Raw genomic sequence first — 13,782 nt, forward strand, 5'->3', positions numbered from 1 at the left:
TAGAAGGAGCCTAGAAACAGGTGGCGCTGAAGTCGAATATTCGGGGGCGCTCACGACGCCGGTCGACACCCAAGACAGGTGGCGCTCAAAGACGAGCGCAGTGGCGCCCAAGAAGCCGAATATTCACTCGGATTCCCACTCCCAGCTTCGATGAGCTGCGCGGCTACCGGCATCTCGCCTACATCTCGCACTCGAGCGCACTACCGACGAGCGAATACCTGCAGTCGACACAGACATGGCACACCGATTCCTACGAGGCTCTCACGGCACTGGCCCGATCTGGTCTCGGCTGGGCGACTCTGCCCCGGCAGCTCGTCTTGGCAGAGATCTCTTCCGGCGAACTGGTCGAACTCCGACTCGATGCCTATCCGTTCACTGATTGGCTCGTCTCTGTCGACCTCATCTGGCATCGTGGCCGGCGTTTCGGTTCGGTGGAGACTTGGCTGCTCGAGCGGCTGCGCCGTCATCGAGTGCATGAGATCGCCGAGGACGGTCAAGACACCATTCGTCTGAGCTGATCCGGTTTCAGAGACCTGCAGGGTTGAGATGACAGAATCGTTGTGTGGGGCCCGGTGGCTGCCGGTGCCCTCAAACGACAGATCGAGGAAAGACCTCCATGACCCCTCCAAAACAGTTCGTCCACCCTTTCGCCGAGGTGGCCCTGGCCAACATCACCCGTGAGTACCCTTTCGCGGCCCATCACACGGCCCACAGCCTCGCCGACATCGTGCCCGCGGTCGAGAAGAATCCGGCATTCGCAAATTCCTATGACTGGCACTCGAGCGTGCACATGCACTACCTGCTGGTCTCCCTCCTAGACACCGAGGCGGAGCGTGCAGCATCGTGGCGTACCGAGGCCGTCGAGGTCCTCGCTGCCCACCTCAGCGAGGACAATATGCTCGCCGAGGCGGACTTCCTCCGCTCCAATCCGAGCTGGGAGCGCCCATATGGGTGGGCTTGGGCAATCGAACTCAACCGTGTCCTCCACGCCAGTGATTCCCCTGAGTTGCAAGGGCTGGGGAAGAACACCCAGGTCCTGGCCGATGCCGTGTTCGAGCTGGTGCTCGAGTGGCTGCCGAAGGTCGCCGAACCGGTGCGGCACGGCGTGCACTCGAATACCGCGTTCGCTCTGCGCCGCATCCTCGTCGGTGCACGTGCCGAGGAACGGCACGATGTCGTCGACGCCATCGCCGGCGCAACTCGGCGCTTCTATGCCGAGGACCGGACCTGGAACTTCCACCAGGAGCGCAGCGGCCACGATTTCTTGTCGCCCGGTCTGTGCGAAGCCGATCTGATGGCTGAGCTGCTGACCGATGACGAACTCGCCACATGGCTGCCGGTCTTCCTCGCCGACCTCACCCCCGAATCACCGGCACTGACCCCGGTCGAGGTCCTCGACCCCACCGATGGACAGCAGAGTCATCTCTACGGGCTAGGACTGTCCGTCGCGGCTTCACTGATGCGGTTGGCACCAAAGCTCGAACAGACAGCCAGGCACACAGGCAATGACGACCTCATGGCTCAGGCCAAGGGCATGCTCACCCGAGTCGAAGTGCTCATGGCTCCGGGGCTTGAAGCCGCAGTCTCGGACGAGTACATGTCCTCGCACTGGCTGGCGACGTTCGCGTGGGAAGCGCTGGATCTATAGAAGAGTCGAACGCGCCGATAAGCGGCGATCGTGCCAGAGGCGGAGTTCAGATCACTCCTTGGGTCCGCGTCCTCGTACTTTTTCTCTCCACTCCGATTCCACCAGATCCGCTGCTGCGGCAGGGTCCTCGTGTTCCCAGACCCGGATCGGTTTCCAACCCACGGCAGCAAGAGCAATATCAGAAGCCTCATCGCGGTCTCTATTCCGGCCGATCTTCGCTGACCAGTAATCAGTGTTTGTCTTCGGCATGATGAAGTGCTCAGGACAGCCGTGCCAGAAGCACCCATCGACGAACACAGCAACTTTGGCTTTGGAGAAGACGATATCGGCTCGTGTGCGTATACCCTTCACTGGCGACGTGTCGACCCGAAACCGCAGACCACGAGCATGAAGAATCGAGCGCAGAGCCAACTCAGGTTTGGTGTCTCTGCGCTTGTTGGCGCGCATCGTTCGTCGCGCATGGTCAGAGGACGCCCAGGACGTACCACCCATTTCGGCCCCCTTCTAACCGAACAGCCGGAATTGGTTTCCGCTCGTTTCTGCAAGGTTAAGAAAATCAACGGTTTGACTATGAACAGCCTCGACGACATTCCGCAGATAGACTTCATCATCGTCACGGATCTGGACCAGTCCAGATGTCTGTTGCAGTTTGCGCATGAATACGCGGGAATACTCACGCCGGTCAGAGCCCGAGTAGTCTGATGCCATTATCGCCTCGGCCACCACTCGGGCGAGCCGGGGGCGGTTGGTGATAAGACGTTCTATCGTCGCAACGTAGTCATCTTCGGTGAGTTTCCCGGACTCCACGATGTCGGGGCCAAAGATGAGCCAGCGCTTCCACAGCCGTTGGAAAACATGCCTCCGGTCGCCACCGGTGACTCGTTTCGCCAAAGAGGATCCACTGCCGACGGATGCACTCCCCATCGCCAGTCGTTTCGCTGCAAGATCCGGCAACAGTATCAGGGTCAGAAAATCCCACACATATGGATCACCGAACTCCCCAAACGATTGTTTACCTGCTTGGTGCAGAACTCTGCCGACGGCGAGGTCGAATGATGACGTCTTAGCCACATCATTGCTAGCCGAGGCATCAGCAAGCCCGTCGAGGCACGACCGACGAAGATCTCTCAGTTCGGCTTCGCTGATCCGGCGTCCACCAGTCGGAGGAAAAGCTCGCGGACTGCTCAACGCAGCGTCGAGGTCCGAATCGCTGAATTCGATCTTCGCGTCAAGACGCGAAATGAACTCGCTCTGCAGTCTATGCGCATCTTTCGCATCAACCCGCGGGTAGAGTACAGTTCCTAACATTGTCAGTCCTTGAATAGTCTTGTGCCGTTGGCGACTTCATACTCATGTTTCTCAGGCGTGAGTCGATATGATTTCACCGCCGCCGTCAGTGAAAGGTGCAGATACTGTTGTGCTGCCCGCTGTGCAGCGGCCGCAATCGAATCAGGAAATTCAGCCGCAACGCTGTCTGGTGACTGCTCCCCACTTGACCCCGACGACAGTCGAGCCGCGGTGCCAACCAGAACTCGGACGATCGTGGCGTCGAGCTCGCGAGCGAGATGGGGCTCCGGCTTTCCTGCGATCAGCTTTCGAACCGGCGCGTAGTCTTCGTTGAGCTCCAGCCGTATCGAATGGGCGAACGGAGCTTCCAAACCGTCGGCAGAAACGACTATGCGCCAGGGCGCGTCTGGCATACCCCGTTGCGTGAATGAATAGCTTGATGTCGGAAAACCGTCAAGCTCTGTATCAAGCGGAAGTCGCAACGACGGACCTTCAGCGAGGATTCTCCTGCGGAGCCAAGCCTCTGATTGATCATCACCGATGATCTCAGGCCGAACCACTAATATCTGGGATACTTCTGCACCGGCGATCCGCACCTCGGCGCCAGCACCCGCTGTCGATGTTTCAGCACGGAATTCTGCCTCGGCGTACGTCACGAATGCCGTGCTTGGACAGGTTGCAGTCAGCGTCAGCACCGGATTCCCAACGTCCAGGCGGCTGAACGAATCTGTTCTCACACGAACGGATACACCGAGGACGAGTTCTGAATTCGCATCCCATTCATCTGCGATTGATGTCTCAGAGACCTGAACACCGTTGATTCGGATAGCCCATTCTCCCCATTCGAGGTCTTGCGTCGGGATTCGGGGAAAAGGATAGAGAAGCTGTTTGGTCATGCGCCCGCCTCTGTCTTGAGGTCGATCTCCAGCGCGGCCGGCGTCCGAGTCTCCAACCTCAGTTCAACTTCGACCCCCGACTGAGCGATGCAGTCCTTGCCGATTTCCCGCAGAGTTCCCCCTGAACGCCAGCTGACAGTGAGTTCATCATCGTCGAGCGCCATCCTTCCATCGGAGGTGATTGCGAAAACATCAGCCCGAAGGCGTACTGATTCTCCGTTACGACTGGTAGGGAACACGTCGAGTACCTGTCCTCCGCCGTCCGGCAATGGCGTCGAGTTAAGAATCGTCGCTTCCGTCTTGTTCCCCTTCTTCGGTCCGCCCGATCGACGAGCTCGTCGACGGGGTGAATTTCGGGTTGCATCCTCCTCTTGAGGGAGTCCCAGGGGAACAAAGCTGCGCAGGCCCAAAGCGACCTTCCTCACCGACTGCTCTTGAGCGGGTGCGCTTATTCTGTTTTCGCTCAGGAACTTCTTAGTCTTCGTTCGGATCTGTTCAAGTGTCCTTCTGACCACATAGCGCGATGCTTCGCTTTCAGCCGCATCAGGTGTCCACCGATCATGGGTCGGGGGTTCTGAAGCAGCGAAGTGCCGGTCACATTCCGGTGTCGGCTTGAAGACTCCGTGCCATTGCAGGAGGCCGCCCTCAGCTTCGAGCACGGGATCGTAGTTGACGACGAGCTCGGCTTCAGACCGCATGGTGCAGAGCACATCTTTGGGCGCTCCTCTGTCAACCTCCGTCGAGGTCTCAGCGCTCTCGATGAGAAATAGGTGGCCGACAGTATCGTCCTGTCGTCCGCCGAACAGCTCGCTTCGCAAAGAGACCATTGCACCCCGGGGGCGCAAAACGATCGGCAAGCACTGCGACCTCACAGTTCCGAGCGGGAGAGCAGTCGAGTATCCTTCCTCGAGCTGTCCCTGCTCGTTCCGCACCGAGTTGAGCCCCGAGGCGAAGTGACCATACTGGGCCAGTATGGCGTCTACGACTGGCCGTTCTGTCCAGTTCTCGTACAGTTGGACAATCATCGGCTGCACCTCTTCACCGCTCGGAACGACTTTGGGCCAAGCACTATGGGCCAAAGCATCCGAAATCTGTTGGAGCAGAACCTCGGACTGTTCGTCAGTGCGCACAGGCACTCGTTCGGCGAGTCCGTCTTCGACGCCGATGGTGATCACCGGGTCCAAAATGAGAATTGATGTCCCAGTCTCCGGATCGCCATCATCTGTATCGCCGAAATGGGTTCGAAAGATCTGCTCGCCGAGCGTGGCCGCCTCTTCACCGCGGATCGGGACGATGTCGTCATCATCTGGATCGCCCCACCAATGAGCTCCGGTGAAACGTGCGTTGCCCTCTTCATACGGATTATGTAGTGAACATGCGATCAGACGATGCTCGACATCGCCATCTTGTGTCCGGCATCGAGACCAGTAGACAACGCTGTGTGCATTGGAAATTTCGAAACTTGCAGTCTTTCCGAATCCGAAGGTCCCTCCGGACTGTCCTGTTGCCTTCGTCGTGCCGATGTCGAAGACGAACGAATTGAAGTTGTTTTCTTCCCCGTCTCTTGCGACTTCAGACGCACGAAATGGACCGTTCAACCCAACAGTTCCGCGATCGAAGATCTCGATCGCGTGAACATCAGGAGCATGAAGGCAGTCGGAGAGGTCGGCAAGCGAATCAGGGAGGTCAGTGAAGACATGCCCTCGTAGGATCTGTCTGACTGCCTGGTCCATGCGATAGACCCGCACGCCATAGGCTGGAGTCCACTCCTCATCTCGGGCGTCCCACGAGTTCTGCAGAGTTTCTCTCACCAGAAGCTCAAGCCGCGAAAGCGCGCTGGTCGCTCGCAGGAGTTTGCCGCGGCCGCCACTCGTCTGGTCCCCTGCACCGCGAGGTTTTGAATATCTTTTGAGCGAAGAAAGCGTCATACCTCACTCCTCCGAGTGGAACGCAGCCGTGAATAGTCGAAATTAATTGAGGACTCCCCCAGGGACCCAAGATTCAGCGCGTACGAGAGCGACGACACTGCGTCGGCTACAGCTTCGCTTACAGCCGAGCGGTTAAGCACAAGCGATTGCCCATCGATCTCCCAAAAACGCCAAGATCGCAAGCTGAAAGTGAATTCGTCGGAACCCGGCATTCCCTCGACGTACCCAGCGTCGCGAAGCTTCTTGGTCAGAATTGCGCGATCGACCCCCAGCTCCCTAAGCCGTTCAGCCGCTTGATCAAGCGAGTCTGTTCCATGCCTTTGAATCTCAGCCACTGCGAGAGTCAAAGTACCACTAACCGGAGGCTCAAGTTGCCGAAGCCCGTGCACGGTAACCGCTGATCTATCCTGAAAAGCCGAGGTCTTCACTTCCACTCTTGCAGAATCGCCCGTGAAGTCGTGCATGTCTTGAGAGGTCCGTTGCCAAGTCTCGGCTGCCGTCGGACCGAGTCTCTCGACAGCACTTTCAAGAAAGCGAAGCTCCCCATAGATGCCGGCCGCAGCCGGCTCGGACAACTCCGTCATCGCGACCTGGAGGAGGTGACGCCAGTCTGAAGCGGCCGATTGCACAACATCTACCACGTCGGCCTCGTCACCGATCGCAGCACGAACTTCGTCAATGAAAACAAAGAAGACATTGTCCAGCCGTGGTTCGTGGCAGACAACTTTCAAAGCATGCGACCGGATAGCGGTCTCGTCGTCGTTGACTTCAACGTCCTGCACGCTGATCACCTGGCTGACCGAAAAGCTGATGTTACGCGCACTGCCGATCTCGAAGTAGGCGGCAGCAAACTGACCTTCTTGATAACCCAACCAGGTACGTCGCGTTCCAGAAGAATCGGCGACCACAACAAAAGCTTCGCCCGAGACCAAAGGAGCCCCGTCTAGCATCGCCTCCTCGAAAAACTTCTTAGCCGAGCTCATGAGTCACCCCGATAGTCCCGCTCAGTGTCACTTGCAATCGGCTCATCGAAATCCTCCGCATCGTCGAAGATCGGTCGCACAGCAATAGTGCTTCCCTTGGATTGAAGCCGTTCTTCAGAGTCGAAGGGTGCTACAAGTGCCATGCCCAAAATCGGAGGTTGCCCCTCTTCGACGAGAACCGGGTCGATTGCACGGAGCGCAGAATCCATAGACATACGATCTGCCGAAGATGTGGCCGAGTGACGACTGATCGGATAGAGCACCAGCAGACCTCGGCCGTCGCCTCCTGCTCTGTTCTTCCGCCAATCATATTGAGCTTCGTTGTTGAGTTGGGCCAGAGTCTTGTTCTGCGGAAGTCGGCCCTGAAGTCGAAGGTCGAGAATAACGTCCCTTCCAGACATCAGCGCCCGAATGTTGATCTCTTTTGTGCTCTTCAATGTTTCGGTCTCGGTGCCGATCGGCGCACGCCGTATCGAACCGACCACCTGCTCTCCTACCTTCAGCCGTTCGTCTCCCCTGCCCTCGCTAGGCACAACAACATTCCATCGCTTGTCCGGAAGCTTCTCGCTCGACCATTTGATCGCATCCGAAAAGACGTTTCGATAGTTCTCATGGATTTCGAACTCTTCGAAAAACGGCCGCAGCTCTTCCAGCGGAACATCCTCGAACAGGGTTGGTGCCTCCTGCGATCTGAAAGGCTGGATCTGTCGCAGAAGATTCTCGGTCAACTTCACATTGGCCAAGGCCGCGTCGTTGCTTGAGAAGTCGAAGAGCGTCGTCTGAAGTCTGTAACCTTCGAAATCGACCTCAGCCTCCAGCGCATGCTTCTGTTTCGCCGAACTTGTGACCTGCAATCTTCCCGGGTGCAACCGCACACGGACCCCGATCTCTGCTGGAGTCATGCCCGCCTGAGTCATTCGGGCGATCTCGCTTCGCAGATCGGCCTCAACTGTGGCCAAGAATCTGTAGTCTTCATCCAGTCTCGGGCTCACCCAAATGCGTTGGAGATCTTCGTAGCCTGCCCGGTACCCAAACCACCGCCCCATCTGCAACAACGTGTCGTACGTGTTAGAGGTCCGTGTGAAGTACGAGACGAACAAACCTTCAAGCGTCAGGCCCCGCGACAAGGTGCTTCCACCAATTACGATCACAGTCTGGGGCTCATGAGAGTATGAGAGCCGTTCACTATCTTCCTCTCGGCCGTTGTCCACGACCGTCTGCAGATACCGAAGCACATTCGGAATCTCATCACTCACCCGGGGCCAAGTTGGAGCCAATCCATCACCGTCATACAGCCATGCCGCCCTGTTGATCTCATTTTCGAAAACCTCTTTGAACCCTTCGACATCACCATTCAGAGAAGCCCTACGCAGGGGCGCGAGAAACTCCTCGACGGCATCACGCGTTGCGAAGTGCGGGTCAGTTCGCGGAGTTGTGTGGACCAACATCGTTGAATGCTTCTTCTGCTGCCCGCGGACACGCCGCACAGCGCATGCGACGATGAACCATCGGATCGCTTCGCCAAGCGATTTCGTGACGTTAGGTCGAAACCCTTCAATGTTCCTTCCGCTGGGCACAAGTTCCCTGACTTCTTCTCTGGAGATTGCCCGAACAACATCCGGAAGCTCAGCGTCACGCTCCTCATCTGCGACGTCATGTAGACCGAATATCCGCTCGGCCCCGAAATAGTTCGAAGGTGTCGGCATCACATGGATGAAGTCCCGGGGATAGAGCTCCTGCAACGAAGTCTCAGGCACATTAGGATCCATGAACACATTCGCAAAGGGAGTGGCTGTATAGCCCACATATGTACCGTTTCGAACCTCACCCCAGATCTGTCGCATCAGGCGATTGATCGCGGTAGGCTCGTCGCCGATCTTCGCGGAAGCATCAGGAGTCGCTTGGTCCGATTCGTCGTCGATGACGAGAAAAGGAGTGTCGCGCTTCGTGCTTTCATCCAAACTGGCAAGAAACTCCAAGACCTTTCTGAGCCTGTGGCTGTTCTTCTTCACGACCGCGAGAACTCGACCGTGGTTCGCAACGATCGAGCTGGCGTTTCCAGTGTGGGCGTCGCCGAAGTCGCCGTCAGGATCCGTCAATCGATACCAAGACTGCCTGTCTTCGAACACTCCGAGATCTCGGTCAAGACGTACCTGAGTCTGCTTTCGCAGATTGTTGTGAACGCCGGACAAGACAAGGACGAATTTATAACCACTGTCCAGCGCTTTGGCTATGACCGCAGAGTAGTTTGCCGTTTTGCCTGACTGAACATTTCCGATGACAAGCCCCAGCCGACTGTCCTTCTCTACACGAGGCTCGGCCAAAGAAGCAACGATCTCTTCAGTCGAGCGATCGATGGACTCGACGGCTCCGGCAAGACCCCCCGTAAGCATCCGTTCACGAAGCTCCGCCCAGAGGCCGTCGTCTGGGGCGCCCGAATACCATCCGATCTCACGAAGGTCCCTCCGCCGCGCTGTGCCGACTTCCGTCAGCTTGGTCCGCGTCAGGACTTCTTCTTTGTGCTCTCGCTCCAAGGCATCTAATTCGTCTTCGATTCCGGGAAGTGCTTCAAGCGAGACCTTCGTCTTCTTTCTGGCATCTTCACGAGACATCTTCTGAAGAAAGCTGTTGAAGATGATTTCAACGGGCGAAGGCTCTTTGGTCATTGCTACTCCTATAGAACGACTTCTTCCGAAGCCGCAGGTGATCGAACACCGCAGGCTGATCTACCGGCTCCGATCGTCCGGCGATTCCTCTCACCGTATCGTGAACCACAGACACTGTGCCGACCAGAAAGATAACGAACTGAACCCATGCAGCAGAACCGACACTATGCTCACGCGACCGATTGCCACGGAGCCCGCAGACCCCTCACCGAAGACAACTTCGACGATTGCCGGACTGACTGACGTCTGAGGAAATATAAGCGCGCAGTCCACCACTTCTGCTGGTTCTCAGATCAAGATTTGTCGCACAAGACCAGTTACAAAGTCACGGGGCATGAGACACAGGCACGGTTTGCCATTGTGCGAAACACCCGAACCTCCAAATGGCTGGATTGCGGCTTAAGAGTCTCGAACGCTCCGCCCTGACTGCTACTCATACTTCACAGATTCGATCTGCTTACACATCTGATGTCGACACACTGCCCTTACCAGGATGCACCGGAGATAGACTTGCCAATGTACGAGCAAGCAAATTTGAGGAGGCACGCCACCTTGGCCGCGAAACAGTATTGGTGGGTTACCCGTCCCCATCGAAAATTGACCAGCATCCCAAAGTCCTTGCAGGTGTTCGCCTCAGTTGCTTCCGGTGAGCAATGGACTGGCAATCGCGATAAGCACATCGAATACGAAACCAAGCTGGATTTTGTTCAGGCAAAACGCGGCGGCAATTACACAGATCGGGTAAAGGGGCGCGGCGGCGGAGGGGGTCGAACTCACGCCTCATTGCTCTACTCCCTGGGGATGTTCTTTTATCATAACGACAGCGCGCAATCGGAGCAGGAAGTTCACCTTACTCTTGCTGGTCAGGCCATCGTGGATCAGGAAGATGCCTTGCCAATCCTTCGCAAACAGATCCTTACCTACCAGTTCCCCTCGGCGTACAGCATTGCAACTAGGGTGAATATCGATCGACGGTTCCGTCTTCGACCGTTCATTCTGTTGTTGAAGCTCCTACGCCGCGACGATCTCGGCGGCTACCTCACTGATGAGGAAATCGCCACTTGCGTTGCCTGCTATGCAGAACGGCATTCCGATTCAGAATCAAACCGCATTGCAGACAGGATCAAGGAATTTCGCACGTCTGGACGCAGTGGTCTTCCATCGGATTGGCAAGGAATGTGGGGGTCCGACAAGTGCGTAGACGATCTGCTTGCTTCAGGGGGCAAAGCCAGAGATGTCGGAAACACCATTGCGTTATGGATGCGGTTTACAGGGTATGCGCAGGCGATCAATGGCGAGGATGTTGGCGCTTCAGCAAAGACTGTGACCGCGATCAGCGAGTCCCGGCTCGAAGAGATCGACGCAGAGATCCTCAAGCTTGGAGCACCCATTGGGAAGCTCGACTGGCTTGAACCTGATGGCGAATTCGACCGAATGCAGGCGGCTGCCGCATATCAGCGCAGCTACGGACTACCTCCAAACAAAGTGCGCGACAATAGAGCCATTGGATCAGTGCGAAAAGCAGCGCAACGAGACAAAACGTTTGGTTTGGTATCACACGCTCTCAGCCATCTGTATCAGACCAAGATAGTTACACAAGTTACTCCGAGCCTCATCAGTGCGGTCGTCAACAATACCGGACTGGATGAGAAGAGCGTCAGCTCCGCGTTGAATACGCTCATCAAAACCCCTCAACAGGGTCTCAACCAGTTCCTCGACCGTTACCGACAAATGGCCTTCTCCGGAACCGACGAGGCAATCGAATTTGAGAAAGCAACGGCAGAAGTATTCCGCACCATCTTCGATCTAGAGGCAAACCACATCGGGCAGACCGGAAAAGTGCCGGACGTAGAAGTTTGGAATCAGGACTGGTCGGGCATCATCGACACGAAGGCTTACCCTTCATACCGTCTCGAATCGGACCACCAGCTGCGAATGCAGACCAACTATATTCCGGCTCGTGTCGATGTGAGCCACGGGGCGCCACTCAAGTTCTTCATGTATATCTCAGGGGATTTCGCGCCGAGTTTCGAACCCAATCTCAGAAAGGTGATCAAAGCTTCAGGGGTCAACGGCTCAGGCATCTCCATGGAATCGTGGCTGAGACTGATCACCCATTACCCTGAAAGCAACCTCAATCACGACGACCTACGGAAACTATGGTCGTGCGGAAGACAAATCACGCCGCAGGATGTCTCAGACTTACTCGAATCCTAGGCAGCCGCGCTGCGAAGCTGCTTATGTCAGTGGCTGAGCGTAGTCTTGGAGATATGACGATTGCACCGGCTACACAGACCAATTCAGAGCAGGCCGCCTCACAGCGGGAAGAGGTCGCGACCAAGACCTTTCGCCTCGGAGAGCTGTTCTCTGGCCCAGGAGGGCTAGGGCTTGCCGCAAAGCTAGCCATGCGTCCTGGCTACGCGATTGAACACCAGTGGGCGACAGACTATGACTTAGATACATGCCGAACATACGCGCAGAACATCTGCGATGACCCTGAACACGATTCTGTAGTTCACCATGACATTCGCACACTGGACTATGGCGTGCTGGAAGAACTTGGTGGGATCGACGGCCTCGCGTTTGGCTTCCCCTGCAATGATTTCAGTCAGGTAGGAGAACGAAAAGGATTTGATGGTACATTCGGCCCGCTTTACACTTACGGAATCAAGGCGCTGAAGCGCTTCTCACCTGACTGGTTTCTGGCCGAGAATGTAGGTGGAATCCGTGCCGATGGCGGGGTAGCATTACGCCAAATTTTTGGCGACATGGTTGAAGCTGGCTATCGAATTTTTCCTCACTATTACCGTTTTGAACAATACGGCGTTCCGCAGGCGAGACACAGAATGATCGTCATCGGCATCAGAAAGGAACTCGACGTCGAGTTCAAAGTGCCGAGCCCCGGTAGATACGCTGGCTACGACGTCAGCGCGGAAACCGCCTTGGCGAACATCCCGGATTGGGCTGCCAACCAGGAACCAACACGGCAGTCGAATACAGTTGTGGAGCGTCTTGGTTATATACCTCCAGGCGGCAACGCTTGGCACGCAGAAGTGCCGGAACATTTGCAGATCAAGACTAAAACCAAACTTTCATCGATCTACCGACGCCTCGATCCGTCCAAGCCCTCATACACAGTCACAGGCTCTGGTGGAGGCGGTACACACATCTATCATTGGGCGGAGCCTCGCGCTTTGACTAACCGTGAACGAGCTCGCCTTCAAACTTTTCCTGACACCTTCGCATTCCACGGAACAAAAGAATCCGTTCGAAAACAAATCGGGATGGCGGTGCCAGTCGAAGGCGCACGCATCATCTTCGAGGCCTTGCTCGACAGTTTTGCAGGCGTTGAGTACGAATATGTCATGCCTAACATGGCAGAATACATCCCTGCCCCTCACCCTGGAGAATGAAACCGTCGACTTCCGTCAAAAGGTTCTCCCGAGCATATGATCCGACCGGAAGAACCGCGGAGGTCTTCAGAGTTCTGTGTCATTTCCAGTTTCCGGTCGGATCATGAAAAGGGATCTTCTCACTCACTTTGTCACAATAACGACCGGTCCGCCCTCGAATCATTTTCTCGCAGTCAAGTGCGCTTTCATCATTCGACCCGAGAACTTGCTCAACACCAGGCCACGGGCCATACGCCAAAACGGTCTCCGTATCCTCACCTAGTCTCAGAGCGGAAACTGATGCAGCCGCAGACTAACCGCAACTGCATCGGGATTGCCATCACAGTTCCAACTTTCTGCTGGCCGGTCTGCAGGAACAACGGGTTCCCTTGCCAGCACCTAGGATCAGAGTTCACCAACTCCTTAAGGTCTGGAGCTCTCTCCTTGAAAAACACACGCATGACCGACCGCAACAGCAGTCTCGGCGGCCTAGCGCGCCGCGAACCACAGGTGTGACCCAACTTCAATTTGCTTCCCGAAACTCGAGCCGGCCGTCCTTCGTCGGCCGATCGACGTCTAACAACGGCTCGTTCGTCGCAAGCTACTTAGAAAGCCCCTTCGTCTCGCCCAGCCCGCTCCGTGCAGACTCGTGATCAACGTGCCCACCTCGGCGACGAAATCGGTCACGTTCTTGTTGCGCCTCCTCAGACTTGAAATCAAACGTGGCCGAACGTTTGCCCTGATTCAGAATCGCCCAACAGATGCTCTTGCCGTCGTCACTGATCGGCCACTGGTAGGCATCGGTGTTGCCGCTGAGTGGGTTGATACGAATAACGGCGGCACTCAACTGCTTAAGCCTTGATCCACCGATTCGGTTGATTCTTGGCCGTTCGTTCGGGTTCGAGTGCGAACATGACGTGAGGGCAGGAAGTAGTGTCCCGGTCTCTCACCGGTCTCTTCCACAAATGTTTCCCAAGGTCTC

Annotated in this window: 11 protein-coding genes; 4 read left to right on the top strand and 7 right to left on the bottom strand. The window is 56.4% G+C overall.

Annotated elements, in window-relative coordinates; genetic code table 11:
* Positions 1-20: 20 nt before the first annotated feature.
* Positions 21-518, top strand: a complete 498-nt coding sequence (locus ACPUD7_RS17175) for a LysR substrate-binding domain-containing protein (RefSeq protein WP_425120590.1) — start codon at positions 21-23, stop codon at positions 516-518.
* Positions 519-616: 98 nt separating this feature from the next.
* Entirely contained in the window at positions 617-1,648 is a 1,032-nt protein-coding gene (locus ACPUD7_RS17180; RefSeq protein ID WP_425120591.1) for a DUF2891 family protein, read from the top strand.
* Between the two features lie 51 nt (positions 1,649-1,699).
* Here ACPUD7_RS17180 and ACPUD7_RS17185 read toward each other — a convergent pair whose 3' ends face one another.
* The 6 genes from ACPUD7_RS17185 to ACPUD7_RS17210 are packed head-to-tail and all read right to left on the bottom strand — an operon-like array spanning position 1,700 to position 9,408.
* Positions 1,700-2,140 (bottom strand): very short patch repair endonuclease, encoded by a 441-nt coding sequence (locus tag ACPUD7_RS17185; RefSeq protein WP_425120592.1) that lies wholly within the window; start codon positions 2,138-2,140, stop codon positions 1,700-1,702.
* 12 nt (positions 2,141-2,152) lie between these two features.
* Positions 2,153-2,956, bottom strand: a complete 804-nt coding sequence (locus ACPUD7_RS17190; RefSeq protein ID WP_425120593.1) for a hypothetical protein — start codon at positions 2,954-2,956, stop codon at positions 2,153-2,155.
* A gap of 2 nt (positions 2,957-2,958) precedes the next feature.
* Positions 2,959-3,831: a hypothetical protein gene (locus tag ACPUD7_RS17195; protein ID WP_425120594.1), complete on the bottom strand. Its 873-nt coding sequence runs from the start codon at positions 3,829-3,831 to the stop codon at positions 2,959-2,961.
* Positions 3,828-5,759 carry a hypothetical protein gene (locus tag ACPUD7_RS17200; RefSeq protein ID WP_425120595.1) on the bottom strand — a complete coding sequence of 644 codons (1,932 nt, stop codon included), beginning with the start codon at positions 5,757-5,759 and terminating at the stop codon, positions 3,828-3,830. The genes ACPUD7_RS17195 and ACPUD7_RS17200 overlap by 4 nt, the downstream gene beginning before the upstream one ends.
* Positions 5,756-6,742, bottom strand: coding sequence for a PD-(D/E)XK motif protein (locus tag ACPUD7_RS17205; RefSeq protein ID WP_425120596.1), 987 nt, complete (start codon positions 6,740-6,742; stop codon positions 5,756-5,758). Before ACPUD7_RS17205 ends, ACPUD7_RS17200 begins: the two co-directional genes overlap by 4 nt.
* Complete coding sequence (locus ACPUD7_RS17210) at positions 6,739-9,408, bottom strand: Z1 domain-containing protein (protein WP_425120597.1); 2,670 nt, start codon at positions 9,406-9,408, stop codon at positions 6,739-6,741. Before ACPUD7_RS17210 ends, ACPUD7_RS17205 begins: the two co-directional genes overlap by 4 nt.
* Before the next feature lie 516 nt (positions 9,409-9,924).
* Between ACPUD7_RS17210 and ACPUD7_RS17215 the strand changes: the two genes are divergently transcribed.
* Both ACPUD7_RS17215 and ACPUD7_RS17220 read left to right on the top strand, forming a co-directional pair.
* Entirely contained in the window at positions 9,925-11,625 is a 1,701-nt protein-coding gene (locus tag ACPUD7_RS17215) for a restriction endonuclease FokI C-terminal domain-containing protein (RefSeq protein ID WP_425120598.1), read from the top strand.
* Positions 11,626-11,678: 53 nt separating this feature from the next.
* On the top strand, positions 11,679-12,821 hold the full coding sequence (locus tag ACPUD7_RS17220; protein ID WP_425120599.1) for a DNA cytosine methyltransferase: 1,143 nt from the start codon (positions 11,679-11,681) through the stop codon (positions 12,819-12,821).
* A gap of 580 nt (positions 12,822-13,401) precedes the next feature.
* Here ACPUD7_RS17220 and ACPUD7_RS17225 read toward each other — a convergent pair.
* The gene (locus tag ACPUD7_RS17225) at positions 13,402-13,680 is read right to left on the bottom strand and encodes a CoA transferase (RefSeq protein ID WP_425120600.1); all 279 of its coding nucleotides are present in this window, start codon (positions 13,678-13,680) and stop codon (positions 13,402-13,404) included.
* Between the last annotated feature and the right edge of the window lie 102 nt (positions 13,681-13,782).

Origin of the sequence: Brevibacterium sp. FAM 24630 (assembly GCF_049804075.1) — a bacterium.
Classification (GTDB): Bacteria; Actinomycetota; Actinomycetes; order Actinomycetales; family Brevibacteriaceae; genus Brevibacterium.